This window comes from Fontimonas sp. FW305-C-3 (assembly GCF_058783185.1).
Genome location: NZ_JBYSYK010000003.1, coordinates 205,109 through 230,997 on the forward strand (window position 1 = coordinate 205,109; position 25,889 = coordinate 230,997).

The following is a 25,889-nucleotide window of genomic DNA, read 5'->3' on the forward strand; positions in this document are numbered from 1 at the left end:
TCGATGAGCGCCGTCAATTCTTCGCGTTGTCGAAGCAAGCACCGGGCCTTTTCCCCGCACCGTTGCCTGCGATCCAGGACACCTCGCCTACAGATGTCTTGATATAATGTACTAATAATATGTCATTTAGACAACAGCGGATCTGAACCTTGGAAAGCTACTCGATCAGCGTCGCGATTTTCGATTTTCTGCCGGTGTTTGCACTGGCAGCGGGCATGATTCCGCTGGCGCGCGCCATTGCGGTGCGCCTGCCCGCACTCGCGGCGGTCAGCTGGGCCGCGGCATTGATCATTCCGCTCGGCGGCTTCTGCAAGGCGAGCTGGAAACTGAACATGGCACTGCAGCAGCAGGATCTGCAGTGGCTCGAAAACATGCTGTTCATCTGCCTCGCGCCCGGCTTCGTCGCGATGGCGTTCAGCCTGTTTCACGCGCGCCGCGCCTGGCTGGTTCCCGGCAGCGCACCCGCTTCATTGCCGCGGCTGCTGCTGTGGCTCGCGCTGCCGGCCGGTGGCGCGCTGCTCGCGGCGACGCTGATGCCGGCTTCACGCCTGTGGTTCTTCTGGCTGCTGGCAATCACGACCGTCGCCAACGCGGCACTGATCGTCAACGCCGTCGTCGCATCGCGGCGCGCCGGCCTGCACTGGGGCGTGTCGGCCTGTTTCATCTACAACTTCGCCGCCACGCTGACGCTCAGCGGACTCGCGCGCCTGCCGCCCGGCGAAGCGAGCGCGTGGATCCAGGAAGGCGTCAACCTATCAGCACAGACGATGCTGGCGATCGGCTGCATCGGGCTGGCGCGTCGCATGCGTGAGGACCGAGCATGAATTCATCCTTTGTCAGAATCGCGATGCTGATGCTGGCCCTGCTGGCCATGCCGACGCTGGTACTGCCCGCTGGCATCGGCGATCCGTTGCCGGCCTTGGCCCTGGTCGGCAGCGACGGCAAGCCGCGCAGCGTCGGCGACAGCGTGATGCGCGTCTATGCGAGTGCGGATCGCGCGGCGGATGCCTTGCTCAAGGAAGCATTGCTCGACGGCGGCCAGGCCGCGCTCGACGCCCAGCACGCGGTCGTCGTCGCCGACATCAGTGCGGCACCCGGCTTCGTCAAATACCTGATCCGCTCCAGCCTCAAGGACCGCAGCTACGCGACCTGGCTCGACAACGACGGTGCGGCGAAGGCGTCGATTCCCTTCGTCGCCGACCAGGTCACGCTGATCGAGCTCGAACAGGGCCGCATCAAGGCACTGCGCCATGTCGGCACCGCCGCCGCGCTCAAGCAGGAACTGCAGCCACCCGCGCAGTGACAATCGATCGCCCCGTTCACTAGCATCTCCCCACAAAGCGCTGCAGAGCACTCATGGAACTCTCCGACAAGACCGCACGCCAGATCTGGCAGGACGTCAAAGCCAACCCCAACCGTGCGCGCTTCGGCTACGGCCGCAAGGCGGCGTTGGTCAATATCGATTTTCAAAAGGCCTATACCAAGGTCGATGAATTCAAGACCGCCTACGAGACCGATCCGCGTCAGATCGAGTACGTCAATCGACTCGCCGCCGGTTTCCGCAAGCTGAGCTGGCCGGTGGTCTGGACCCACGTCGCGTACATGGACTCCGCCGAGGACGCTGGCGTCTGGGGCACGCGCACCGACACGCCGGACTCGCTGCAGAACATCAAGTTCGGTTCGCGCCGCGCCGAGTTCGACGACCGCTGCGAGATCGACCGCTCGCGCGATGTCGTCTACTGCAAGCGCATGCCCTCGCCGTTCTTCGAGACGCCGCTGCAGTCGCTGCTGGTCTGGCATCAGGTCGATACCGTGATCATCACCGGCGGCTCGACCTCCGGCTGCATCCGCGCCGCGGCGGTCGACTCGCTGTCGCGCGGGTACCGCACCATCGTTCCCGAGCAGTGCGTCGCCGACAAGCATGAGTCCTATCACTTTGCGAACCTGACCGACCTGATGCTCAAGTACGCCGACGTCGTCGATGTCAGCGAACCCCTGGCCTGGCTGGAACAGCAAAGCCATGCGTGAGGACAGTGGCTACTACGACTACTGGCCGTACAAGCACCGGCCGAAGATCACCTGGCCCGGCGGTGCGCGCGTCGCATTCTGGGTCGCCCCGAACATCGAGTTCTACGAGCTCGATCCGCCGGCCAACAAGCATCGCGCCGCCTGGCCGACGCCCTACCCATCCGTACCCGGTTACACCATCCGCGACTACGGCAACCGCGTCGGCCACCTGCGCCAGATGCGGTTGCTCGACAAGTACGGCATCCGCGGCTCGATCTCGCTGTCGACCGCGCTGTGCGAGCACCATCCGGAGATCATCGCGATGTGCCGCGAGCGCCACTGGGAGTTCTTCTCACACGGCATCTACAACACGCGCTACACCTACGGCCTGAGCGAAGACCAGGAGCGCGCGATGATCCTCGACTCGATCGAGACCATCGAACGCCATACCGGCCAGAAGCCGGCCGGCTATCTGGCGCCGGCGCTGTCGCATTCGGAAGTCACGATCGACCTGTTCGCCGAACTCGGCGGCCTCTATACCTGCGACCTGTTCCATGACGACCAGCCGACGCCACTGAAGGTGCGCAGCGGCAAGCCCTTCGTGTCGATTCCATACTCGCTAGAAATGAACGACACGATCGCCTATGTCGTCAACAAGGTCGAGCCGCGCCTGTACGGCCAGATGCTCAAGGACTGCTTCGACCGGCTCTACGCCGAGGGCGCCGGGTCCGGCACCGTGATGTGCATCCCGACGCACAACTACCAGGTCAGCTGCCCGCATCGGCTGAAGGCCTTCGAGGAAGCGCTGGAATACATCACCGGCCATTCCGATGTCTGGGTCACGACCGGCCGCGAGATTGCCGAGCACTATCTGCAGCATCACTACGCCGCGGCAACGGCAGATATCGCGGAGCAGGCGGCATGAGCGATCCCCTGCACTATCCGCTGCGCCGTTACGGCATGGACCACGAACGCTACGAATGGTCGATGCTTGGCCAGCGCAATCCGGTGCAATGGCCGGATGGCAAGAAGCTGGCACTGTGGGTCAACGTCGGCATGCAGTTCTTCCCGATGAACCCGCAGGGCAAACCGCTCAAGGTCGCCGGCAACATGACGATGCCGTATCCGGACCTGCGCCACTACAGCCTGCGCGACTACGGCAATCGCGTCGGCATCTTCCGTCTGCTGCAGGCCTTCGACCGTTACGGCGTCAAGCCGACGTTCTCGTTCAACACCCGCCTTGCCGAACGCTATCCGCGCCTGCTGCGCGAGATCGTCGAACGCGGCGACGAGATCAGCGCGCACTCCTGGAGCATGGACACCGCGCATGCCGGCGGACTCGACCCGTCCGCCGAGGCCGAGCTGGTGAAGCGCTCGATCGGTCGCCTGCGCGAACTCAGCGGTCGCAACATCCGCGGCTGGCTCAGCCCCGGCAAGATCGAAAGCGCGCTGACCCCGGAACTGATCAAGGCCGAAGGCATCGAGTACTTCAGCGACTGGGTCAACGACGACATGCCCTATCGCTTCAACACAGCGAACGGCCCGCTGTGGGCGATGCCGCTGTCGACCGAACTCGAAGACCGTTTCGTGCTGATGGACAACCTGCATCCGGCCGCGTCCTGGGCCGAACAGGTGATCGACGCCTGCGACGCCCTGCTCGCCGAAGCGCAGACCGAGGGTGGCCGTATCCTCGCGCTGAGCCTGCATCCCTGGGTGCTCGGCCAGCCGCATCGCATCAAGTATCTGGAGCAGGCGCTGGAATACATCATGGCGCAGCCGCAGGTCTGGAGCGCGCCGGCCGCTGGCATCCTCGACAGCTTCACGGCGCAGCAGTGAGCGGAACAACGCTCTTCGACAAGATCTGGGATGCGCACACGGTTGCGCAGCTGGCGGACGGCAGCACGCTGATCCTGATCGATCGCATCTTCCTGCACGAACGCACCGGCGCCGTCGCACTGGAAAGCCTCGCCGAAGCCGGCCGCGGCGTGCGCAACGTCGACGCGGTGTTCTGCACGATGGACCACATCGTCGACACGACAGCAGGCCGCAACGACGACACACGCATGCCCAGCGGCGGCGACTTCATCCGCAGCACACGCGCCGCGACGCGCGCCGCCGGCATCCGCCTGTTCGATCTCGACGATCCGCTGCAGGGCATCGCCCATGTCGTCAGCCCGGAACTCGGCATCGCGCTGCCCGGCATCACGATGGTCTGTCCGGATTCGCATACCTGCACGCTCGGCGGTCTGGGTGCGCTGGCCTGGGGCATTGGCTCCAGCGAAGCCGAGCACGCGCTGGCAACGCAAACGCTGCGCGTCAGCAAGCCGCGCAACATGCGCGTGTGGTTCGACGGCAGTTTGCCGCCGGGGCTCAGCGCGAAGGACCTGATCCTGCACCTGATCGGTCTGCATGGCGCCGCCGGCGGCAGCGGCTATGCGATGGAATTCGCCGGGCCGGTCATCGAGGCGCTCGACATCGAAGCACGGCTGACGCTGTGCAACATGGCCGTCGAGTTCTCCGCATTCACCGGCCTCGTCGCACCCGACCGCAAGACCGAGGACTACGTCCGCGGCCGCCCGTATGCGCCGCAGGGCGAGCATTGGGACAGTGCCACCGCATACTGGCGCACGCTGAGCAGCGACGCCGATGCCCGCTTCGACCGCGAGCTGCGCATCGACTGCGCTGCACTTTCGGCAACGGTGACCTGGGGCACGAGTCCGCAGCACACGACCACCGTGAGCGGCGCGGTGCCGGACCCCGCCGCGGTGGCGGACGCAAACCAGCGCAGCGCCATGCACCGCGCCCTCGCCTACATGGACCTGCAGCCGGGCCAGGCCATGCGCGAGCTGGCGATCGACTCAGCGTTCATCGGCTCTTGCACCAACGCACGCCTATCCGACCTGCGCGTCGCTGCCAACATCCTGCGCGGCCGCAAGGTCGCGGCTGGCGTCAAGGCGATCTGCGTACCCGGATCGAGCAGCGTCAAACGTGCCGCTGAAGCCGAAGGCCTCGACCGGATTTTTGTCGACGCCGGTTTCGAGTGGCGCGAGTCCGGCTGCTCGATGTGCTTCTACGCCGGCGGCGAATCGATGGGCTTACGCGCCCGTGTGATCTCGACGACCAACCGCAACTTCGAGTCGCGTCAGGGTCCGGAGACGCGCAGTCATCTGGCGAGCCCGGCCGTTGTCGCCGCATCCGCCGTGCTCGGCCGCATTGGCGAACCGAAGGAGCTGGCGTAGCGATGCAAGCCTTCACTCGTCATACCGGCATCGCCGCGCCGCTGCTGCGGATCAACGTCGACACCGACGCGATCATTCCCTCGCGTGAGATGAAGTCAGTCTCCAAGCGCGGCCTGTCCGACGGCCTGTTCGCGGGCTGGCGCTACCTGCAGGCGAACAGTCGCGAGCCGGATCCCAGCTTTGTGCTGAACCGGCCCGAGTACGCCGGCACCAGCATCCTGCTGTCCGGCGCCAACTTCGGCTGCGGCTCTTCGCGCGAGCATGCGGTGTGGGCGCTTGCCGAGTACGGTATCCGCTGCATCGTTGCGCCGAGCTTCGGCACGATCTTCCACGGCAACTGCATCCGCAATGGCGTGCTGCCGCTGGTACTCGACGATGCCGTCATCAAGGCGATTGCGGCGCAAGTCGCAGCAGATCCGCAGCACGCGCGCCTCAACATTGATCTCGGCAGCAGGCAGCTGATCGCGCCGGACGGCATGGTTTACGGCCTCAGCCTCGAAACGGCAGACCGCATGATGCTGCTCGAAGGCCTGGACGCGATCGGCCTGACCCTGAAGGACAGCGCGCGGATCGACGCCCACGTCGCCCGCGACCGCGCGCAACGGCCCTGGGCCTGGCTACAGCCGCGCCAGCCGTGACCGCCACCGACCCGTTCGGCGCAGGCACGCGGTCGGCCTACAGCACGCTCGCTCACTGGCTGGCGACGCAACACCGAGATCGCGGAATCAAAGTCCTCGGCATCAACGGCGGACAGGGCTCCGGCAAGAGTGCGCTGGCGAGCTTCATGGTCAACGAGCTGAAAACCGTCCACGGTCTGCGCGTCGTGGCTGTCTCCCTCGACGACTTCTACCTCGGACGCATCGCGCGCGCTGCGCTTGCCGATACCGTGCACCCGCTGCTGATCACCCGCGGCGTGCCGGGCACGCATGACGTGCAGCGCGGCATCGAGTGTCTGCACCAGCTGCTCACACTGCGGCCGGGTCGGCACTGCAGGCTGCCGTCATTTTCCAAGGCAAAGGACGACACGCTCGAATCCGCGCATGATCGCGTGATCGCTGAAGCGCCGGACCTGATCCTGTTCGAAGGCTGGTGCGTCGGCACACCGCCACAATCCGACCCAGCACTTGGCCCGCCTGTGAACGAGCTGGAGCGTCGATACGACGCGTCCGGATCGTGGCGCCGTTATGTCAACCAGCAACTGGCCGGCCCTTACGCTCAGTGGTTTTCCGCGCTGGATGCCCTGATCCATCTCGCGGTACCCGGCTGGGAACAGGTACGCACCTGGCGTGCGCAGCAGGAGCGCGAAACCGCTGCGCAGCATTCCGGCATCAGCATGCTGCGCAGCGATGCCGAGCTGGATCGTTTCCTGCAGCACTACCAGCGCCTGACCGCGCATGCACTGGCAGTCGTTCCGCAGGCAGCAGATGTGGTGCTGCAGCTCGACGCCGCGCACGACGTCATGGAAGTCCGTTACCGCTGAAGACCGTCAGCAGTAGCGGAGCGCTACCACCCGCTACTTTCCGCAGGCGCCGAGGTACTTGCCACTGGTGTTGATCGACATGTCCACCGGATGACCGTGCGTGGTGCCGCGCGCCTTCACTTCGCTCCTCATGCTGCTGCCGCTGTACTCGGCCCAGCCTTCGCTGGTCATGTCGGTATCCTTGCCCTTGCAGTGCGCGGCGAACTCGACGCGATTGCCGCTGCGCTCCTGCTTGGTGACGTCGCACTTGACGCCCGGCTCCTCGCGCTGCGGCGGCACGAGGTCGTCCTTGGTCACGCATTTCTTGAACGTGCTGGTGATGCCGCCGCCGGCGCCGAACTCGATGCCCGGCATCTTGACGCCCGGCGGCATCTTCGCCTTCGCGGCCTCGATCTGCGCACGCTGCTCCGGCGTCAGCTGCGGACCGCCGCCCGCGCCGTTGATCGTGGTCTGGTATTCCCACTGACCTTCCTTGAGGTCCTGGGCCTGAGCAATCGTTGCGGAGAAGGCCAGAAGGATTGCGATGGAAAGTCGGTTCATGAAGGATTCTCCGCAAGGCACAGGTGGAGGGACAGGCCGGCTTAGGCTAAGCCCATCGACACGCAGCGGGCAATCTGCTCAGGAAACCGCGCCACCCTCACGCAGACGCGCAATCGCCGCGGCGTCGTAGCCGCATTCGGCGAGCACATCGTCGGCATCCTGGCCGACCGTCGGCAAATCCTGGCGCAGGCCGAGGCGCTGATCGCCGAAGGCCAGCGGCATCGCCGGCAGCTTCGCGCGCCGACCATCGGCCAACGTGATCTCAACCAGCCCGCCAGCGTTCATCTGCGGGTCGTCGAACAGGTCTTCGGGCCGCGCGATCGGCGCGAATGGCAAGCCCGTGTGTTCCAGCGTGTCCATCAACGCCTGCTTGCTCAACTCGCGAAAGCGGGCACGGATCACCGGCAGTATCTCGTCGCGACGCGCGACGCGCGCATTGTTGCCGTCGAGCCCGCGATCAGCGGTGAATGCTGCAAAGCCGAAGGCTTCGCAAAGCAGCCGCCACTGCGTATCGCTGACAACGCCGACAAACAGTTGCTGATCGTCGGCCGTGTCGAAGATGTCGTAGACCGCCCAGGCCGAGGTGCGCACGCTCATCGGCTGCAGCGGTTTGCCGGTGACCGCGTGCTGCGCCATGTGCTGTCCGACCAGGAAACCGGTGGTCTCGAACAGCGAGCTCTGCACATGCTGGCCGCGACCGCTGCGGCGGCGCTGCTCCAGAGCAGACAGGATCGCGATGACGCCGAACATGCCGCCGGTGACATCGACGACCGAGGCGCCCGCGCGCATCGGCTTGCCCGGCAGGCCGGTCATGTAAGCGAGGCCGCCCATCATCTGCGTGACTTCGTCGAGCGCGGTGCGATGTGCGTAAGGGCCATTGAGAAAACCCTTCAGCGAGCAGTAGATCAGCCCGGCATTGTTCGCCGACAGCGCCGCATAGCCGAGCCCAAGCTTGTCGAGCGCGCCGGGGCGAAAGTTCTCGATGACGATGTCGGCACGCTCACACAGCCGCTGCGCGACTTCGCGACCTGCCTCGGTCTTCGTATCGAGGCAGACGCTGCGCTTGTTGCGGTTGTACATCGGGAAGTAGCCGGCGCCCGAGCCGCCAAGGCGCCGCGTGTTGTCGCCGCCCGGCGGTTCGATCTTGATCACCTCGGCGCCGAGATCGGCGAGGATCAGGCCGACGACCGGCCCCATGACCATGTGGCTGAACTCGATGACGCGAAGACCGGCAAGCGGCAGTTCTTGAGGCGCAGAAGTCACGGCATTCCCGCAGGCGGACAGGTCTTGGGTATATGATATATCAATAGGTCATTTGAGAGAGCCGCATGTCGAGCGTGGATGTCGAAATCAGCGAAGTCGGTCCGCGCGACGGCCTGCAGAGCATCAAGCCGATCATGCCGACCGCCGCGAAGAAGGCCTGGATCGCGGCCGAAGCGGCCGCCGGCGTGCCCGAGATCGAGGTCGGGTCTTTCGTTCCGGCCAGCGTGCTGCCGCAGCTGGCCGACACCGCCGAACTGGTCGAGTACGCACTGACGATTCCCGGCCTCAAGGTCGCCGTGCTGGTGCCGAACCTGCGCGGCGCCGAAGCCGCGATTGCCGCCGGCGCGCACAAGATCACGATTCCGCTGTCGGTATCGGAAACCCACAGCCAGAAGAACGTGCGCCGCACGCACGCGCAGATGTTCGAGGAAGTCGCGCGCATCGCCGCGCTGATCAAGACCCTGCCGCCGCAACAAAGGCCGCATTTTGAAGGCGGCTTGTCGACCGCCTTCGGCTGCACGCTGGAAGGCCGGATCACCCAGGCTCAGGTGCTGAAGGCCGCGGAGCAACTGCTGGCTGCCGGCTGCGACGAGGTCGGTCTGTCCGACACGACCGGCTATGCCGATCCACGCAGCGTGCGCGAGCTGACGCGCGGCATCTGGGATGCGTTCGGTCGCGACAGGCTGACCGGCATTCATTTGCACAACACGCGCGGTCAGGGCCTGGCCTGCGCACTCGCGGCGGTCGAACTGGGGATCAAGACGGTGGACGCTTCGCTGGCCGGCATCGGCGGCTGTCCGTTCGCGCCGGGCGCGTCGGGCAACATCGTCACCGAGGATCTGGTGTTCATGCTCGAAGCGATGGGCCTGCGGACCGGCATCGACATCGACAAGCTGCTCGATGTTCGCAAGCTCGTGCGAGCTGCCTTGCCGGCCGATGTCGAGTTGTATGGCTTTACGGCCGAGGCCGGACTGCCGAAGGGCTTTCGCGCAGCAAGCTAGGCCCTGCTGGCACCAGCCGGCAGCCTTCGCGGAAACGCGCGCAGATACCGGTCGCCTAGCGCAGCAGCAGGTTCGTGGCGTCTTCGGCCGGACTTATGCCTTCAATCCTTGCCCATGAGCTTTTCGCTGGCCTTGGCCATGAGGCCGACCACAAAGTTGCGCGAGAACGGATAGAGCAACCTCAGCCCGCGGCGCATCGTCCTGTTGGCCAGACGAATCGGGCCTTTCTCCAGATGGGCGATGGCATCGTCGACCACCGCCTGCGGGGTCTCTGCACCCTTGACCGGCTCATCCGGACTGCGGGCAAGGCCACGCTCATGACGCAGGCGCCGCAATGCCGGTGTGTCGGTCTCTCCGAGGATCAAGCCAAGGACGTCGACCCCCTTGGGCTTGAGCTCGCACCACAGCGCTTCGGCAAAGACCATGTCGAAGGCCTTGGTCGCGCAGTACGCGACCATATTCCGGGTGCCGGCAAACCCGGCTCCCGACCCGAAGATCACCGCCGCGCCGCGACCGCGTCGCGCCATCGGCCCGCAGAGGTGATGGCAGAGCTGCATGAGCACCGTGCAGTTTCGATGCACCATCGCTTCGGCCACATCCAGCGGCGACGACAGGAAGGGCTTGTAGTTCGAATCGGCTCCCGCGCAGTAGACGAAGAACCCGATCTCGACGTCACGCAGCTCGGCAACGATGCGCTCGGCCGCGTCCGTGTTCGCCAGATCCATTGTCACGATACGGGTCTGCACCCCGTACTGGTGCGCGATGGCGCTGGACACTTCGCTCAGCGCTTCCCTGCGCCTTGCCAGCAGGACGACATTCAAGCCACGGCTGGCAAGCGTCTCGGCAAACGCGCGGCCGACGCCTTCGGAAGCTCCGGCAACCAGCGCCCAGGGCCCATAGCGCTCTGCAAATGTCGTTTGCTGCATTTTGATTTCCGGGCCTGCGACGCCGTTAGCCGTGATACTCCTCGGCATCCAGCTCCAGACGGAAATGGAAGCGGCGCGGATTGTGATGGCAGTAGAGGATATCGACGAGGCGGTTCTGCTTGTCGAAGATGCGCCGCACCATCAGCAGCGTCGGCTCGCCGATGTCCATGTTCAAGGCCGTGGCGAAGAAGTCGCGCGCCGGCACTGCACTGATGATCTGTTCGATCTTGGCGATCTCGATGCCGTTCTCGCGCAGGATGTCGAGCCGCACGCGGCGTTCGAGATCGCGCTTGGTGTAGCCCTTGCTGACGCCGATCGTCCAGCTGATCAGATGGCCGTAGGGCACGTCGTCCTTGGTGTAGCGGATGCGCGTCGCACGCCAGGCCAGCTCGCCGCGATCGAGGCCCATTTCGGCGGCGACGTCGCCCGGCGGCAGCTGCTTGCCGACATCGATGACCTTGACGTGGGTCTGCTTGGCGACGTTGCTGAGCTTCTCGAGTTCGCCGACCAGCGGCGCATGCACCGACTCGAAGGTCGCGGTATAGGTGACGAAGGTGCCCTTGCCGCGGCGGCGTTCGACCAGCTCGGCGGCGGCCAGATCGTCGAGCGCGCGCTTGGCGGTGATGCGCGAGACGTTGAAGCCTTTCGCCAGCTCCTCTTCCGTCGGCATCTGCTCGCCATGCGAGATCGAGCCGTTGAGGATGCGGTTCTTCAGCAGCGTGAACAGCTGGAAATACAGCGGCGTCGGCGCCTCGTCCTGCAAGGACTGCATTTCCCGACTGCTGAACAAATCCGTCATTGAGGTCATGTGAGGCTTTTCGCTCCCTGAGCCGGCGGGCACAGTCCCCGCACCGTAGAGGCTGCCGCCCAATGAATGCAGCCCGTTCGCACCGGCGATGCCAGAGACTACGGCTGCAATCCGCGGCTTGCCTGATTGTGCAGTCATTGTAACGGGCCTCAGAGGGGATAGCAGATCGGCTTGGCCAGGCGTCCGATCGCGCCGAGCACTTCGGCCAGACTCTGCACGTCGGCATACTTCGCGTGCATGTCGAACAGGTTCGCGGCATGGGCGTCGGCATTGCGGTCGCCGACCGCCTCGCGCGGCACGATGACCGGATAGTCGTGCTGCAGGCCATCGACGACCGTGGCGCGGACGCAGCCCGACGTGGTCAATCCGGTCACGACCAGCGAATCGGCCTGCGCGGCCTTGAGCTGCTCGGCGAGCGTCGTCGCGAAGAACGCACTCGCCCACTGCTTCTCGATCACCGGCTCATCGGTGCGCGGCGCCAGGGCGGCGTCGACCTGCACCCACGGCGAATCCGGCGTCAGCAGGTTGAGCGCGCCGATGCGCTGGCGGAACACGCGGGCCTGCCCTTCGCTGCGATAGATCACGGTCGTGAAGAACACCGGCAGCTCGGCCTTGCGGAAGGCCTCCAGCAGCTGCGCATTCGCGGCGACCACGTCGGGGCAGGCGCTGCCGAGCGGACAGGCCGGATCGGTGAAGCCGCGCACCATGTCCACCAGCAGGAGGGCCGGCCGCTGGCCGAGGCCCAGGCTGTTGCGCGCCAGATCAGCCACGGTCATCTCCCAGAAAGTCCTTCAGCAACGCGGCCACTTGCGCGGTCTGCCGCTCGCAGACAAAAGTGCGTGCGCCGGCGATCTCGGCCTTGCGGCCGTCGGCCAGCAGCTTGTGGGTGGCGTCAAGTTGTCCGTAAAGCGGATCGGCGGTGCCGGCGAAAACCAGTGTCGGACAGCGCAGCGCGCGCAGCTGAGCGGCGGTGTCGGTGGCAATCACAGAGAGATAGGCCTCGGCGTACTGCGTGCCGGCGGCGACACCGGCAAGGAATTCGCGCTGGCGAAGTTGCAGATTGGCGTCGGCATCCTTCGCGGCGATGCGCTGCCACAAGGGCAGCAGGTGGCTGCCTTCGGCATCCGGCGCCAGATAATTTGAAACCTGCGGCAGACGCTCGCGCAGTGCATCGTCGAGCAGACAGGGGCCGGACAGTGCGAGACGCCGGACCAGGGCCGGGCGATCATGCGCCAGCTGCAGCGCCAGGGCGGCGCCGGTGTGATGGCCGAACCAGTCGCAGGGCCCCTGATGCAGCTGGGCAAGCCCCGCCCCCAGCGCGGCGGCGGCAACGGCAATCGAGAAACGGCCGGGCAAGGCATCGGAATTGCCGAAGCCCGGCGTGTCGAACGCGATCAGATCGAAGCGATCCGCCAGCGCCTGCATCAGCGGCTCGTACATCGCCGACGTGCTCGGCGTCTGGTGCAGCAGCACCAGCAGCGGCGCGCCGCGCGGGCCGGCGCGGCGATAGTGCAGCTGGCCGGTCGGCAGGTCGACGTAGGCGCGACGCGAACTCAAGGTGCGTCCCCAAGCTCCAGCGACACCCATTTCAGTTCGGTGAACTCTTCGATGCTGTAACGGCCGCCGGAGCGGCCGAGGCCGGACAGGCCGGTGCCGCCGACCGGCGCCAGCGCATTGCTCTGGAAGCTGTGCATGCCGATGTGCACCGCGCCGCTCTTGATCTCGCGCGCCGCCCGGAAGCCCCATTGATAGTCGCGCGTCAGCACCGCCGCGGACAGGCCGTACTCCGAGTCGTTGGCGATCGCGATCGCATCGTCGAGATCGGCGGCCGCAACGACCGACGTCAGCGGGCCGAAGGATTCGTCGCACCAGGCCGTGCTGCTGCGAGCGGTGTTGAGCAGCGCGGTCGGCGCATAGGTCAGGCCGCGCACGGCACGACCGCCGGTCAGCAGCGTCGCGCCGTCGGCAATCGCATCGTTCTGGTGTTTCTCGATCTTCTCCAGCGCGCGGCGGTTGATCAGCGGCCCGTAGGCAGTCGCCGGATCGCGCAGGTCGCCGAGCGGCAAGGCCTCGCAGGCGCCGCGGAGGGCCGTCAGGAAATCTTCATAAATCGGACGCTCGACGACGATGCGCGAGTTCGCCATGCAGATCTGGCCGGCGTGGTTGAACATGCCGGCGGCGGCGACGCGCGCGGCCTTTTCGACATCCACATCGCGCAGCACCAGCAGCGCGCTCTTGCCGCCCAGTTCGAGCTGGGCGCGCAGCATGCGCTGCATCGCCTGCGCGCCGATCGCCTTGCCGGTCGCGGTCGAGCCGGTCAGCGCAATGCCGTCGATGCCGCGATGCGCCACCAGCGGCGCGCCGCATTCGGCACCAAAGCCAGTGACGACATTGACCGCCGCCGGCGGCAGGCCGGCATCGAGCAGCAGGCGCGCGAAGGCCAGCGCGATCAGCGGCGTTTCCTCGGAGGGCTTGATGACGACGGCATTGCCGGCGGCGAGCGGGAACGCCACCATCTTGACCAGCAGCGCGAGCGGCGCGTTGTACGGCGAGACGACGGCAACGACGCCGACCGGCTCGCGGAACACCATCGACAGGCGCTGTGGATTGTCGTTCGGGAACGTGTCGCCGTAGAGCCGGCGCGCTTCACCGGCGGCGGTGCGCAGCAGGTCGACCGAGTAGCGCAGCTCGAAGCGAGCCTTGGTGATCGTCGAACCGGACTCGTCGATCAAGGTATCGAGCATCTCCGCTTCGCCGCGCTGCTCAAGCAGATCGGCGGCCTTGAGCAGCACCGCTTCGCGCTCCTTGGGCGCCAGTCGCGACCAGACGACAAAGCCACGCCGGGCAGCAGCAATCGCCAGATCGACATCGGCAGCGCCGGCGCGCGCCGCGTGGCCGAACAGCGTTTCCGTCGCCGGCGCGAGGACATCGAAATGCTGGCCGCTCGCCGCGGCGACATCGCGGCCATCGATCAGCAGCAGGCCGTGTTTCATGCGGAAGCTCCAGGACGCGCAGCGACGCCGGTGACGCGCGTACCGCGGAAGAATTCAAAGGTTTCCAGCGTGCCCTCGTCGCCCAGCCCCGACAGTCCCCAGGCCGGACGCGGCGCCTGCGGATGCAGGTTGAGCATCGTCACCGCATTGAGCTTGATCAGGCCGGCGCGCACGCGGCTGGCCACGCGCCAGGCGTGGTCTTCGGCGCCGAAGACGTAGGCGGCAAGACCGAACGGCGTCTGGTTGGCGAGCGCGACGGCTTCGTCGTCGCTGTCGAAGGCATGCACGGTCGCGACCGGTCCGAAAATCTCTTCGAGCGTCTGCTCGGGCGCCAGGCCGGTGACCAGCGTCGGCGCGAGGAACCAGCCGGGCAGCTTCGGCAAGGTCGAAGACTGCCGCACGACACCGCCGAGCGCCTGCAGATGCGCGAGCTGCTGCGCGACGAGATCGCGATGCGCCTGCGAGACCAGCGGACCCATTTCGCTGGCGAGATCCATCGAGCTGCCGATGCGCAGCGTCGCCAGCTTGGCGAGCACGCCGGCCAGCAACTCGTCGACCCGCGAGCGATGCACGAGCAGACGGCCGAGCGCCCTGCACCACTGGCCGTTGAGCGTCGTCAGCGCGGCGACGACGCCATCGATCGCCGCGGTCAGATCGGCGTCAGCAAGCACGATCAGCGGGTTGTTGCCGCCAAGCTCCAGCTGCGCGGGCTTGATGTCCTTTGCGCAAGCGGTGGCGACGGCCCGGCCGGCTGCGAGGCCGCCGGTGAACGACACCGCACGCACGCGCGGATCGCCAACCAGCGCCGCGCCGGTTTCGGCGCCGCCATGCAGCAGCTGCAGCATGCCGGCCGGCAATCCCGCGGCGCAGGCCGCATCGACAATCAGCTGCGCCGACAGCGGCGCAGCTTCGGAAGGCTTGAGCAGCACCGGGCAACCCGCCGCGAGCGCCGAAGCGACCTTGTGCGCGGCGATGCCGGCCGGCGCATTCCAGGGCGCGATGACCGCGGCGGGACCGAGCGGCAGGCGCTCGATCGCCAGTGCGCCGTGCGGACCTTCGCGCTGCGGCAGCGCCGGTGGCGCGAGCACCAGTTGCGCGGCCTGGCGGAACGCACCCGCACAAACCTGGACGAACTTGCTGGTCAGGCTGACGACGACGCCGGTGATCTGGGCATCGGCCGCCGCGATGATCTCGGCGCGCTTGAGGATCTCATCGGCAACGCGCTCCAGCTGCGCGGCGCGCTGCTGCGCGGGCAGGCGCAGCCAGGCGTTGTCGGCGTGCGTCGCCGTCGCCAGCGCGATCGCGGACTCGATCTGCTGCGGCGAACTGGCGCGCTGGCGGAACAGTTCGCGACCCGTGTTGGCATCGCAGACGGCGCGGTCGAGTTCGAGCGCCGGGGCCTGCCAGCGGCCTTCGATGTAGTTTGACAGCGCCACTAGTTCTTCCCGACCACGCCGAAGCTGAGCTGCTCGGCGCCTTCGACGAGCAGCGCCGCGGTCTGCAGGCGGCCGCGCTCGGCGGGAAACGCCTGCACCAGGCCCATCGCCAGATCGCGGATCGCGCGCGACGCAGGCATCGAGAAGCCGGTGCCCGAGGTGCCCATCATCTTCAGCGCGCTCTGCGCGACCTTGAACGAGTACTCGGCGATCTGGCCCTTGGCGGTGCGCCAGAACAGGTTGATGTCCGGCTTCTGCGCGCCCGCGATGGCACCCGACTCCAGCGCGACCATGCGCTGCGCCCACAGGATCGCGGTCTGCATGTCGGCATACATCTGGCCGATCAGCTGCTGTTGGAACGGGCCCGTGCCGAGCGGCCGGCCGGTGTCGGCGAACTTCTTCGTCGTGACCTGATGCATCGCCGAGCGGTAAGCCTCGTAGGCGCCGCCGAGATAGATCACCGACGCGGCGACCTGATTGCCGACGAAGGACGTGCGGCTCATCTGGCAGCTGCGCGTGAAGGCCGCCGGCATCGCCAGCGCGTCGGCGTCGGCGACATATACATTCTCAAGAACCAGGCCTTCCGTCGCGGTGCCGCGCATGCCGAGCGAATCCCACTTCATGCGCGGGCGCTGGCCCTGCGCGTCGCGGCGGACGATGAAGTTGCACAGGCCGCTGGCGTCGTCGACGCCTTCGAGGCTGGCGGTGACCAGATACAGGTCGGCGATGCCGGTCGCGCAGCCGAAGGACTTGCTGCCGCTGAGCAGCCAGCCGCCGTCGGTCTTCTTCGCGACCGTCTCGATCGTGATCGCGGCCTTCTCCGATTTCACTTCCTCCGACGTGAAGTTCGCCATCCACAGGCCTTCGCGGCCCATCAGGTTCAGTACCTTCTCGGCCCACGCGCGCACGACCGGCGCTTCGTCTGCATTGAACAGACCGGCATCGAGCGCGGCGAGCGCGAGCGTGCCGCGCGACGCGGAGGTGTTGTGAAAGAAGTAACACAGGCCGGTCGACGGACAGACCGTGCCGATCGCGAACGCCGCCGCCGCCCAGTCGCGCAGGCCGCCGCCGAGGCCGCCGTAGGCTTCCGGCACGACGAGGCCGAGCAGGCCGGCGTCGCTCAGCGTCCTGATGTTCGCCGGGTCGAGATAGCCGTCGTGGTCCATCTTCGTCGCGCGTTCGCGCAGCACCGGCAGGATCGCTTCGACGCGCTCGGCGCGGGCGCGTTCCGCGGGGGTGAGGTCGTCGATCAGTGCTTCGGCAGTGAGTTTGCTCATTCGCGTCCCAGCTCAAAAATGGAATCGTCATTCCCGCGAAAGCGGGAATCCAGGGCCGAGACCACTGCGCCTCTTAACCCTGGATGCCCGCTTTCGCGGGCATGACGAGAAGTTGGTTTTTGCATCATCTTCAGCCGCGCGTGTTGCGCAGCGCTGCAATCAGTTTCTCGACCGCATCGGCACCGATCAGCGGCGCGATCTGCTTCCAGACCTTGTCGACGTCCGGGTTGAACAGCACCGCGCGATGGCCGGCGTCGCGCGCGGCGCGCTGTGCCGGCGTCGTCGCGCCCAGGGCCGCCGGCGAGACGCCGCGTTCGAGCACGCCGAACCAGTGATCGAGGTAGGCGGCCACCGCGTCGAAGGTCGCGCGGAACGCCGTCTCGTCGGCGCGATTGACGAGCATCCATGGCGACATCACCGCGTACTGGCGCGGATCGAGCTGCGCCGGCGTCAGGCCCGGCAGCTCGCGGTGCTGCTTGAACTGTGCGGTCAGCGGCGCGAGCACTTCGTCCATGTATGCCAGCTCGACCGCGAGGTCGAGGCGCGGAATCAGGTCGAGGTGGAAGGCGTAGTCCTTGCCATTGCGCACCGAGTCGACGGTGAAATGCGGCACCGCGCCTTCGGTGTCGGTGAACGCGAACAGCATGTGCGAGTCGAGGCCGATCGCCGGCACGATGATCGTGCAGCTGATCAGCTGCGTCAGTGGCGCACCACGGTACAGACGCACCTGGCCGATCTGGCCCTGCGCGAGCGGGACCTGGCTGATCAGCGGCAGCCAGGCGCCACCGCCGCTGCCCTGCACCTCCTTGAGGTTCAGGCGCTCGACGATGCGCGTCAGGGTCTGGTCGTGCAGCTGCTGCGAAAGCGATGTGCTCATGGCGGGGGTTTTTTAGTGATTGGATTTGACGATCGGACCGGCAAGCCACCACGCGCGGCCGCGGACCATGTCGGTACCGACCGAGACGATCTTGTTCGTGGCATTGGCCGGGTGCACGGTCGCCAGCGTAACCCCGGGCACCGGCGCGGCGCGGGTCAGCACCGGCTGGCTCAACAGACCGTCGAACGGCCGTTCGGCCCACGGCGTCAGCACCGTGAAGTCCTTCTGCAGCGCGGCGATCAGGCTCGTGCCGAGCGCGCCCGGCTGGCAGGCGGCGACGAGATTGATGCGGTTCTCCGCCGCGCGCTCGACGAGGCCGGTGCGCAGCTCCCAGGCTTCGAGCGGCGCGCAAGGGACGAGCAGCAGGTCGACGCCGCGGATCGCGAGCAGGCGGCCGAGTTCGGGATAGATCGCATCGTCGCCGCTGAGCACCGCGACATGCGCATCGCCGAGCTGCAGGGTCTGCAGCTGCGTGCCGGGCACCGACCACTGATAACGCGCACTCGGATGCAGCAGCGGCTGACGCAGCTGGATACCGTTGCGGTCGACGACGACGGCGACGAGCGCATGGCCGCTACCGTTGGCTTCGACGATGTTCAGCGCGACGCGCGCATGGCCGCAGGCTGCGCTCAGTGCGCTGACGACTTCGCGTGACAGGGCGGCCAGTGCGGCAGGCTCGGCGCCGTCGCGCGGCGAGGCGAAGAACAGTTCCGGCAGCACGACGAACGCGGCGCCATCGGCGACCGCCGCACGCACAGCAGTCACCGCGGCTTCGAGCGCACCGGCGCCGACACCCGGCAACTGCAGCGCGGCAACCTTCAAGGACTCGGCGCCGGAGAACTTCGGTTCCGGTTGCTGCGCGGGATCGGCGGCGATCTCGGCGTAGAGCATCGGCCGGCGCGCGGCGATCACATCGGTACCGTCCGGGCGCTGCGCGCGGGCGACGGCGCTGACGTCGATGTCGGCCCAGATCACTTCGGCCCGGTCGCTCGACGCCATCGCGAGCACCGTACCGTCCGGCGCGACGATCTGGCTGTCGCCGGCGCCGTTGAGGAAGCGCACTGGAATGCCGGTCTGCGCGCTGACCGGTTCGAGCAACGCTTCGGGAATCAGCGCGCCGACCTTGTTGGCGGCGACGACGAAGACGCGGCTCTCGGCGGCGCGCACCGGGATGTGCAGCGAGCCTTCGTCGGTCGCGAAGGAATTGAGACTGTTGCAGAGAATCTGCGCACCGCGCAGCGCCAGGCAGCGCGGCGTCTCGGCGACGACGCCGTCCATGCAGGCGTATAAGCCGAGGCGGCCGAGCGGCGTGTCGACGATCGGCCCCGGCGCGCGGGCGCGCTGCAGGAACAGGTTCTCGTGGCCGATCAGCACCTGCTTGTCGTTGGTCGCCAGCAGCTTGCCGTCGGGCGAGATCAGCAGGCTGGTGCCGGTGCAGGTCTGGTTGGGCCCGCGCACCGTGCAGTTGACGACCACATAGGCGCTGATTTCGGCAGCGGCCTCGGCGATCGCGCGGACGAACGGGCCGTCGAGCTCGACCGACACGCGGTAGCAGTGCTCGCCGTCGTCATACCAGGACGCATGGTTGGCGAACTCCGGCAGCACGACCAGATCCGGCCGGCAGCGGCCGGCCTCGCGCAGCCAGTGCAGGCAGGTCTGCAGATTGGCGTCGACGTCGGTGCCGACCGCGAACTGCGCCGCGGCGACCCGCACCGTATTGCCCTTGTCCCGCTTCGTCGCCGCCATCGGTAGTGACTCGTTGCCTCGATGGTTGTATTATTGTTATATCAACTTCGCAATGCAAACCGTACCGCCTCAGGAACCGCCATGCGCCCTCATGTTGAACTGATCGATGAAAAGGACCTGATCTGGCATGTCGCCGAACTGGTCGGCGGCAACGGCACGGCCAAGCAGCGCAATCTCGCCTACGACGAGGAAGATGGCTCGGTCTCGGCGAAGATCCATTTCGACACCGACTGGACCCGCCCGGCCGGCGTCCATGTCGCGCAGACCGAGTGGTACATCCTTGAAGGCGAGGTCAAGCTCGGCGACGCCGTGCTGGTCGCCGGCGATTACTGGATGACGCCGGCCGGCGTCGTTGCACCGGCACTCGCGGTCAAGGCCGGCACGCAGATCCTGTACTTCCGCGAATACGGCGACTGGCGCTTCGAGGTCACTGACAAGAACTGGGACAGCGTGCGCGAGGACCAGAAGCTGGTCGTCATGCACAGCAGCAAGATGGACTGGATCGACGTCGTCGACGGCAGCCCGATGCGCTTCGACCTCGGCGGCACGCCGGTGCCGGGCCTCTACATCAAGCTGCTGTTCCGCGATGCGAAGACCGGCTTCTACACGCGCCTGATCAAGGCCAAGCCGAACTGGCGCGAACATCCGCTCGCCCACCATCCGGTCTACGAAGAGGCCTACTGCCTCGAAGGCAGCTTCCACTACAACTTCGGCAAGATGTGGCCGGGCACGTATTTCTTCCGCCCCGCGCTGGTCCGCCACGGCGACTTCACCGCCGGCGACGACGGCACTGTCTGGCTGCTGCGCTGCGACGGCGACCTCGTCGACTGGTACACCGACAACGCCAAGATGGAAATGAAGGGCGATCCGGTGAACTGGGGGCCGGGATATCCGCATGCGATGGCGCCGCTGCCGATTTTGCCGGTGCGTTCGCGGTCGATGGGACGGATGGAAGACGAGTACTACAGCTGAACAACCACGACCCGTTCGTGACACACGATTCCGGAACAACGCATGGCTGACTACTACGGCTACCGCAAGAAATTCGCCGTTCTCGTCCCCTCGACGAACACCGCCGTCGAGAACGAATACCACCGCATGTGCCCGGCCGGCGTCGTGCTCGCGACGCGCGCCTGCGTGATCCCGCCGTTCTCGGTCAAGACCGAGGACGACTTCGTCAACATGGTCAAGGCGATCGGCGCGGCGACCGAGCAGGGCCTGCGCGATGCGCTGACCTGCCAGCCGGACCACGTGATCTTCGGCTACTCGGCCGAGACGTTCTGGGACGGCAAGGAACGCTCGGACCGCGAGTTCCGCAAATACAACGAGATCGCCCAGCAGGCCGGCGGCTGCAACATCACCTTCGGCGCGCAGGCAATCCTCGACGCCCTCGCCTGCTATCCACACGTCAAGCGCCTCGGCGTGATCACGCCGTACATGCCGGTCGGCGACAACCAGGTCATCAAGTTCCTCGGCGACATCGGCTATGAGGTCGTGCGCATCGCCGGACATCGCTCGAACAGCCCGGTGACGATCGCCCACGAAAGCTTCGCGAAGACGCGCGAGCTGGTGCGCCAGGTCGACGGCGAAGGTGTCGATGCGATCCTGCAGGCCGGCACCAACCTGTACTTCGTCGAGCTCGCCGACCAGCTCGAGAAGGAACTCGGCAAACCAGTCCTCGCCATCAACGCGATCACGTTCTGGCATGCACTGCGCAACAACGGCATTCCGGATCGCATCAAGGGCTTCGGTTCGCTGCTGGCAGAGCACTGATGCCGATCCTGTTCGCGACGGTCCTGATCGACCTGATCGGCTTCGGCATCATCATCCCGATCCTGCCGTTCATGGCGCCGCCGCTCGGCGCGAGCCACTTCGACATCGCGCTGATCATCGCGATCTACTCGGTCTGCGGTGCGCTGGTCGGGCCGTTCTGGGGCCGGCTCAGCGACCGGCTCGGGCGCAAGCCGGTGCTGATCATCTGCCTCGCCGGCGCCGCGCTGTCCTATGTGCTGCTGGCCTTCTCGACGACGCTGAAGATGCTGTTCGTGTCGCGCGCCCTCGCCGGCCTGATGGCCGGCAACTTCGGCGTCGCGTCGGCGATGGTCGCCGACATCGGCACCCCGCAGAACCGCGCGAAGCTGATGGGCATGATCGGCGCCGCGTTCGGCCTGGGCATGGTCATCGGCCCCTTCCTCGGCGGCATCCTCGCCGACGATCACGGCAACTTCCTGCGCGCCGGCCTGTTCGCCGCCGGCCTGTCAACACTGGCAATGCTCGCCGCGATGCTGTTCCTGCGCGAATCGCTGACGCCGGCCCTGCGCGCCGAGCATGCGGCACAGCAGGCGCGCCACGGCAACGGCGGGTCGATCCTGCAGATGCTGCGCGACAGCGGCAATACGCTGCTCGCCGGCCAGTACTTTCTCGGCAACAGTTGCCACACCGCGGTGAGCTATCTGTTTCCGCTGTGGGTCGGCAGCCTGCTCGGCTGGGGCGCGAAGGAAGTCGGCATGGTGTTCGGCGTGCAGGGCCTGGCGATGGTCGTCCTGCAGGCCGGCCTGATCGGCACGCTGGTACGGACGCTCGGCGAACTGCGCCTGCTGGCGCTCGGCGCCGCGACCATGAGCGTCGGCTTCCTCATCGCCGCGACGGCCAGCGGCCCGGTCGCGATCCTCGCCGGCTTCTTCGTCGCGATCACCGGCGGCACGGTCTGCACGCCGGTGCTCAATGCGCTGGTCGCCAACCGCACGCCGCTGCACCTGCGCGGCCGCATGATGGGCACGACCAGTTCGTTCTCGGCCTTCGGCCGCGTGTTCGGGCCGCTGATGGCCGGCGCACTGCTGAGCCAGTTCGGATTCCATTGGGCCTGGATCGGCGGCGCGATCGCCGCGTTGCTGATCGTCGCCTGGGCGGTCAGCCAGCTGCGCAGTCCCGCCGCAGCCGTTGCGGAGTTGCCATGAGCGTCAATGCGGAAACCTTCAAGGCGGTGATGGGCCAGTGGCCGTCCGGCGTCACCGTCGTCACGACGGCCGACGCGAACGGCCATGCCGGCATGACCGCGTCGAGCTTCTCCAGCGTGTCGCTAACGCCGCCGCTGGTGTCGATCTGCGTCGCGCGGCATCTGGGCATGCATGCGCGCCTCGCCGCGGCCGGCATCTTCGCGGTCAACATCCTCAGCAAGGACAACGTCGACGACGGCCTGCGCTTCGCCGGCATGCTGCCCGGCGTCACCAACAAGTTCGACGGCGTTGCAGTGACGAGCGCCGTCACCGGCGCACCGCTGCTGCCGAAGACCCTGGGCTGGGTCGACTGCCGCATCTGGGCCAGCTACGACGGCGGCGACCATACGATCTTCGTCGGCGAGGTGCTCGATGCCGGCATCGACAAGACCGCCGCGCCGCTGCTCTATCACTCGCGCTCCTGGGGCCAGTTCGCCGATGTGCTGGCGAATGCGGCGACGGTCGCAACCGCCGGCACCGAGGCCGGCGCGGTCGTCATCGACAATGCCTTCGGCGCAGACCGGCAGCAGCCGGACGACATCGAGCGCATCGTCGCGCGGGTTCGCGGCGCCCTTGAATCCGCGGCACCGGCGCTGTTGATCCTCGACGACGCGGCCGCCGCCGCGGATCCGCTGCTGGTGCGCCTGACGATCCAGGCGATTGCCGGCATCGTCGGCCGCACCGCGGTCGGCCTGCGTCCCGGCGCGGGGCCGATGGCCCTGGCCAACACGCTCGTCGGTCTGAAGTCCGGCGTCCGTCACGTCTCGGTCTCGACCGGCGCAGACGGACCCTACGTCGCCGCCGCCGACGTCCAACTGATGCTCGAACGCATGGGCGTCACGATCCGTAAGCCGGAATAACCAGCCTCAGTCAATTGACGCAGTCATTGTGCAACCGCACAATTTGGCCTTCACGAGCGCCAGCCATCGCAGTACAGCCACGCCTCTCACAGTAACGACCGCGGTATCGGGGGCTGGATGCGTCTGCGCACAGGTTGGGCAACTCTCATCGCTGGCATGCTGGCGAGCAGCGCCGCGTTCGCGCAGCGCGAAACGACAACGGAACCGGCGGATGTCCCGACGATCGCCGTGCCGTCGACGGCCGATGAGCTGCCTGCGCAAAACATCAGTTCGCCGTCCGCGACGGCCTCCCAGCTCGAAACCATCGTCGTCACCGGCGAGCTGCTGACCCGCAATGCCGAGCGCACGACGACCAGCGTCGGCGTGCACACCGGCGCCGAGATCGAACGCAGCACCGCGCTCGACGTCTACGACGTCATCAATTCCACGCCCAATGCCAGCTGGCACGACAGCGAACTGGGCCTGTCGAGCATCACGCTGCGCGGCATCGGCAGCTACGGCACCAGCCAGATCGGCGCCGGCACGATCTACGGCACCGCGACCGCGATCGTCGTCGACGGCGTCGCGCTGCCGCGCGGCGCGATGGGCTTCGCCGATCTGTCCGCCTTCGACCTGAGCCAGGTCGAAGTCTTCCGTGGCCCGCAGTCGACCAGCCAGGGCCGCAACGCGATGGCCGGCGCGGTCATCATCAACACGGCCGAACCCGCCGTCGAAGGCGGCTTCGCGCCGGAACTGCGCGGACGCCTGGCGGGCGGCAGCGATTCGGCCTACCAGGGCGCGGTGGCCGCCGGTGCGACGCTGTGGCCGGACGTGCTGGCGCTGCGGGTGACCACCGATCACCGCGCCGACGATGGCGATCTGCCGAACGTCACGCGCGACGACGACGAATGGGCGCACGACAGCAATCACGGCACCCGCGTGCGGGCGCGGCTTACGCCCTTCGGCGCCGATGGCGACTACGAGGCACTCGTCACGGCCGGCGAACTGCGTCGCAACAGCGGCAACCGCTACGTCGAGCAGTCGCGCGAGGCTGAGCGCGTCGCGACTGCCGACGTCGAGAGCACCGTCGACAATCAGGCGCGGCTCGCCTCGCTGGAGCAGCAACTACGCCTCGGTGATCACTGGAACCTGCGCGCGATCAGTGCCTACGCCGATTCCACGGTGGAGCTGATGCTCGATGTCGACTACAGCGCCAAGCAGAACGGCTTTATCGCGCAGATCGCCAACTCGCATTCGTTCTCGCAGGAACTGCGCGCAAGCTTCGACTACGACCACTGGCGCGGCACGCTGGGTCTGTATTACTTCCGCGGCAAGGATGGCGAAACCTCGTCCGGCGACACCGCGGTGTCCGCACTGATCGATGCCGTCGGGCTGTGCCCGGTCGAACTCGTCTGCGAAGCCCTGCCGCTCGGCAACGTCACCGTCGTCGCCGATGCGCCGGCGCGTTTCGAGAACTATGCCGCGTTCGGCGAAGTGGACTGGGACGCGACCGAGCGCCTGACCCTGACCGCCGGCCTGCGCGTCGATCGCGAGCGCAACGGCCGCCACGTGGTCAGCGAGATCGACGGCGATACGCCGTTCGCCCAGCTCGCGGTGTTCGCGCTGCAGAACGCCGGCGTGCTCGGCGAGAACGGCGAAACCGACGTCAGCCGCAGCTTCTCCGCGGTGCTGCCGAAGGTCGCGGCCAGCTACGAGATCTACGACGGCGGCTATGTCGGCGCCGCCTACACCGAGGGCTACCGCCCCGGCGGCGAGGGCTACAACTTCGGCTCCGGCCGCCGTTACAGCTTCGATGCCGAGCGCACGCGCAACGTCGAGCTGTCGTTCAAGACCGCGCTGCCGCAGTGGCGCACGCAGCTGGCGCTGAACCTGTTCCATACGGACTGGGACGACATGCAGGTCCAGGTCGGCGAGCTGCTGGACTCGTACATCGAGAACGCCGGCCAGTCGCGCATCCGCGGCGGCGAGCTGGAAATCCGCAGCCTGTTGGTCGATCAGCTACGCCTGATCGCCGGCGCCGGCGTCACCCACGGCCGCTTCATCGAGTTCGTCAGCACGACCGGCGATTTCAGCGGCTATCCGCTGCCCAAGGCGCCGGAGTATTCGGCGACGCTGGCGCTGGAATGGACGCCGTTCGAGGACCTGCTGATCCGCCCCGAAGCGCAGTGGATCGGCTCGACCCCGGCCCAGGTCGGCAACGCCGAGGTCAACGCCGGACCGGCCTACCAGCTGGACGCCTATACGCTGCTGAATTTGTCGGTGCGCTGGCAGCCGGGCCGGATCGGCTTCTTCTTCAACGGCAGCAATCTGACCGACGAAAATTATCGCCAGGACGCGATCAAGGCGGCGCTCGGCGGCGATCTCGCCGCGCTCGGCTACGGCCGGCGGCTGGTGGGCGGCGTCGAGTTCAAGTTCTAGAATCCTCGCCTGCCATCCAGGA

25 protein-coding genes are annotated in these 25,889 nt (G+C 67.0%); 14 read left to right on the top strand and 11 right to left on the bottom strand.

All coding sequences use genetic code 11. From position 1 onward, the window contains the following. The first annotated feature begins 149 nt into the window (after positions 1-149). Genes AC3WUF_RS12400 through AC3WUF_RS12435 form a run of 8 tightly spaced genes read left to right on the top strand, consistent with a single transcriptional unit; the run spans position 150 to position 6,726 of the window. A complete protein-coding gene (locus AC3WUF_RS12400; RefSeq protein WP_492425984.1) occupies positions 150-824 on the top strand; it encodes a hypothetical protein in 675 nt (224 codons plus the stop codon). Next, positions 821-1,303, top strand: coding sequence for a hypothetical protein (locus AC3WUF_RS12405; RefSeq protein ID WP_492425986.1), 483 nt, complete (start codon positions 821-823; stop codon positions 1,301-1,303). The genes AC3WUF_RS12400 and AC3WUF_RS12405 overlap by 4 nt, the downstream gene beginning before the upstream one ends. Before the next feature lie 53 nt (positions 1,304-1,356). Next, positions 1,357-2,028: an isochorismatase family protein gene (locus AC3WUF_RS12410; protein ID WP_492425988.1), complete on the top strand. Its 672-nt coding sequence runs from the start codon at positions 1,357-1,359 to the stop codon at positions 2,026-2,028. Next, the gene (locus AC3WUF_RS12415) at positions 2,021-2,932 is read left to right on the top strand and encodes a polysaccharide deacetylase family protein (RefSeq protein WP_492425990.1); all 912 of its coding nucleotides are present in this window, start codon (positions 2,021-2,023) and stop codon (positions 2,930-2,932) included. Before AC3WUF_RS12410 ends, AC3WUF_RS12415 begins: the two co-directional genes overlap by 8 nt. After that, positions 2,929-3,843, top strand: coding sequence for a polysaccharide deacetylase family protein (locus AC3WUF_RS12420; RefSeq protein ID WP_492425992.1), 915 nt, complete (start codon positions 2,929-2,931; stop codon positions 3,841-3,843). The genes AC3WUF_RS12415 and AC3WUF_RS12420 overlap by 4 nt, the downstream gene beginning before the upstream one ends. Next, on the top strand, positions 3,840-5,246 hold the full coding sequence (locus AC3WUF_RS12425; protein WP_492425994.1) for a 3-isopropylmalate dehydratase large subunit: 1,407 nt from the start codon (positions 3,840-3,842) through the stop codon (positions 5,244-5,246). Before AC3WUF_RS12420 ends, AC3WUF_RS12425 begins: the two co-directional genes overlap by 4 nt. A 2-nt stretch (positions 5,247-5,248) precedes the next feature. Then, entirely contained in the window at positions 5,249-5,884 is a 636-nt protein-coding gene (leuD, locus tag AC3WUF_RS12430) for a 3-isopropylmalate dehydratase small subunit (protein ID WP_492425996.1), read from the top strand. Then, a complete protein-coding gene (locus AC3WUF_RS12435) occupies positions 5,881-6,726 on the top strand; it encodes a hypothetical protein (protein ID WP_492425998.1) in 846 nt (281 codons plus the stop codon). The genes leuD and AC3WUF_RS12435 overlap by 4 nt, the downstream gene beginning before the upstream one ends. Positions 6,727-6,759: 33 nt before the next feature. Here the strand turns inward: AC3WUF_RS12435 and AC3WUF_RS12440 are convergent, their stop codons facing one another. Beyond that, on the bottom strand, positions 6,760-7,266 hold the full coding sequence (locus AC3WUF_RS12440; RefSeq protein WP_492426000.1) for a DUF3617 domain-containing protein: 507 nt from the start codon (positions 7,264-7,266) through the stop codon (positions 6,760-6,762). Between the two features lie 78 nt (positions 7,267-7,344). Next, a complete protein-coding gene (locus AC3WUF_RS12445) occupies positions 7,345-8,529 on the bottom strand; it encodes a CaiB/BaiF CoA transferase family protein (protein WP_492426002.1) in 1,185 nt (394 codons plus the stop codon). 65 nt (positions 8,530-8,594) lie between these two features. Here AC3WUF_RS12445 and AC3WUF_RS12450 point away from each other — a divergent pair, with 65 nt between their 5' ends. Next, entirely contained in the window at positions 8,595-9,530 is a 936-nt protein-coding gene (locus AC3WUF_RS12450) for a hydroxymethylglutaryl-CoA lyase (protein ID WP_492426004.1), read from the top strand. Between the two features lie 101 nt (positions 9,531-9,631). Here AC3WUF_RS12450 and AC3WUF_RS12455 read toward each other — a convergent pair whose 3' ends face one another. The 9 genes from AC3WUF_RS12455 to AC3WUF_RS12495 form a co-directional block, all read right to left on the bottom strand. Continuing rightward, positions 9,632-10,504 carry an SDR family NAD(P)-dependent oxidoreductase gene (locus AC3WUF_RS12455; RefSeq protein ID WP_492426006.1) on the bottom strand — a complete coding sequence of 291 codons (873 nt, stop codon included), beginning with the start codon at positions 10,502-10,504 and terminating at the stop codon, positions 9,632-9,634. Then, entirely contained in the window at positions 10,482-11,228 is a 747-nt protein-coding gene (locus AC3WUF_RS12460) for a GntR family transcriptional regulator (RefSeq protein ID WP_492426008.1), read from the bottom strand. The genes AC3WUF_RS12455 and AC3WUF_RS12460 overlap by 23 nt, the downstream gene beginning before the upstream one ends. A gap of 185 nt (positions 11,229-11,413) precedes the next feature. After that, positions 11,414-12,040 carry an isochorismatase family protein gene (locus AC3WUF_RS12465; protein ID WP_492426010.1) on the bottom strand — a complete coding sequence of 209 codons (627 nt, stop codon included), beginning with the start codon at positions 12,038-12,040 and terminating at the stop codon, positions 11,414-11,416. Further along, entirely contained in the window at positions 12,027-12,821 is a 795-nt protein-coding gene (locus AC3WUF_RS12470; protein ID WP_492426012.1) for an alpha/beta fold hydrolase, read from the bottom strand. Before AC3WUF_RS12470 ends, AC3WUF_RS12465 begins: the two co-directional genes overlap by 14 nt. Continuing rightward, entirely contained in the window at positions 12,818-14,257 is a 1,440-nt protein-coding gene (locus AC3WUF_RS12475; RefSeq protein WP_492426014.1) for an aldehyde dehydrogenase family protein, read from the bottom strand. Before AC3WUF_RS12475 ends, AC3WUF_RS12470 begins: the two co-directional genes overlap by 4 nt. Then, complete coding sequence (locus AC3WUF_RS12480; protein WP_492426016.1) at positions 14,254-15,693, bottom strand: aldehyde dehydrogenase family protein; 1,440 nt, start codon at positions 15,691-15,693, stop codon at positions 14,254-14,256. Before AC3WUF_RS12480 ends, AC3WUF_RS12475 begins: the two co-directional genes overlap by 4 nt. Beyond that, a complete protein-coding gene (locus AC3WUF_RS12485) occupies positions 15,693-16,970 on the bottom strand; it encodes an acyl-CoA dehydrogenase family protein (protein WP_492426018.1) in 1,278 nt (425 codons plus the stop codon). Before AC3WUF_RS12485 ends, AC3WUF_RS12480 begins: the two co-directional genes overlap by 1 nt. Before the next feature lie 130 nt (positions 16,971-17,100). Beyond that, the gene (locus AC3WUF_RS12490; RefSeq protein WP_492426020.1) at positions 17,101-17,847 is read right to left on the bottom strand and encodes a hypothetical protein; all 747 of its coding nucleotides are present in this window, start codon (positions 17,845-17,847) and stop codon (positions 17,101-17,103) included. A 12-nt stretch (positions 17,848-17,859) separates the two neighbouring features. Beyond that, a complete protein-coding gene (locus AC3WUF_RS12495; protein WP_492426022.1) occupies positions 17,860-19,593 on the bottom strand; it encodes a carbon-nitrogen hydrolase family protein in 1,734 nt (577 codons plus the stop codon). A gap of 81 nt (positions 19,594-19,674) precedes the next feature. On the opposite strand from AC3WUF_RS12495, the gene AC3WUF_RS12500 reads away from it, so the two are divergent. The 5 genes from AC3WUF_RS12500 (at position 19,675) to AC3WUF_RS12520 (ending at position 25,867) form a co-directional block, all read left to right on the top strand. After that, positions 19,675-20,565: a DUF4437 domain-containing protein gene (locus tag AC3WUF_RS12500; protein ID WP_492426024.1), complete on the top strand. Its 891-nt coding sequence runs from the start codon at positions 19,675-19,677 to the stop codon at positions 20,563-20,565. A 42-nt stretch (positions 20,566-20,607) separates the two neighbouring features. After that, positions 20,608-21,366, top strand: a complete 759-nt coding sequence (locus tag AC3WUF_RS12505; protein WP_492426026.1) for a maleate cis-trans isomerase family protein — start codon at positions 20,608-20,610, stop codon at positions 21,364-21,366. After that, positions 21,366-22,550 (top strand): MFS transporter, encoded by a 1,185-nt coding sequence (locus tag AC3WUF_RS12510; protein WP_492426028.1) that lies wholly within the window; start codon positions 21,366-21,368, stop codon positions 22,548-22,550. The genes AC3WUF_RS12505 and AC3WUF_RS12510 overlap by 1 nt, the downstream gene beginning before the upstream one ends. After that, positions 22,547-23,449 (top strand): flavin reductase family protein, encoded by a 903-nt coding sequence (locus AC3WUF_RS12515; protein ID WP_492426030.1) that lies wholly within the window; start codon positions 22,547-22,549, stop codon positions 23,447-23,449. Before AC3WUF_RS12510 ends, AC3WUF_RS12515 begins: the two co-directional genes overlap by 4 nt. A 156-nt stretch (positions 23,450-23,605) precedes the next feature. Next, on the top strand, positions 23,606-25,867 hold the full coding sequence (locus tag AC3WUF_RS12520) for a TonB-dependent receptor (protein ID WP_492426032.1): 2,262 nt from the start codon (positions 23,606-23,608) through the stop codon (positions 25,865-25,867). Positions 25,868-25,889: the final 22 nt, after the last annotated feature.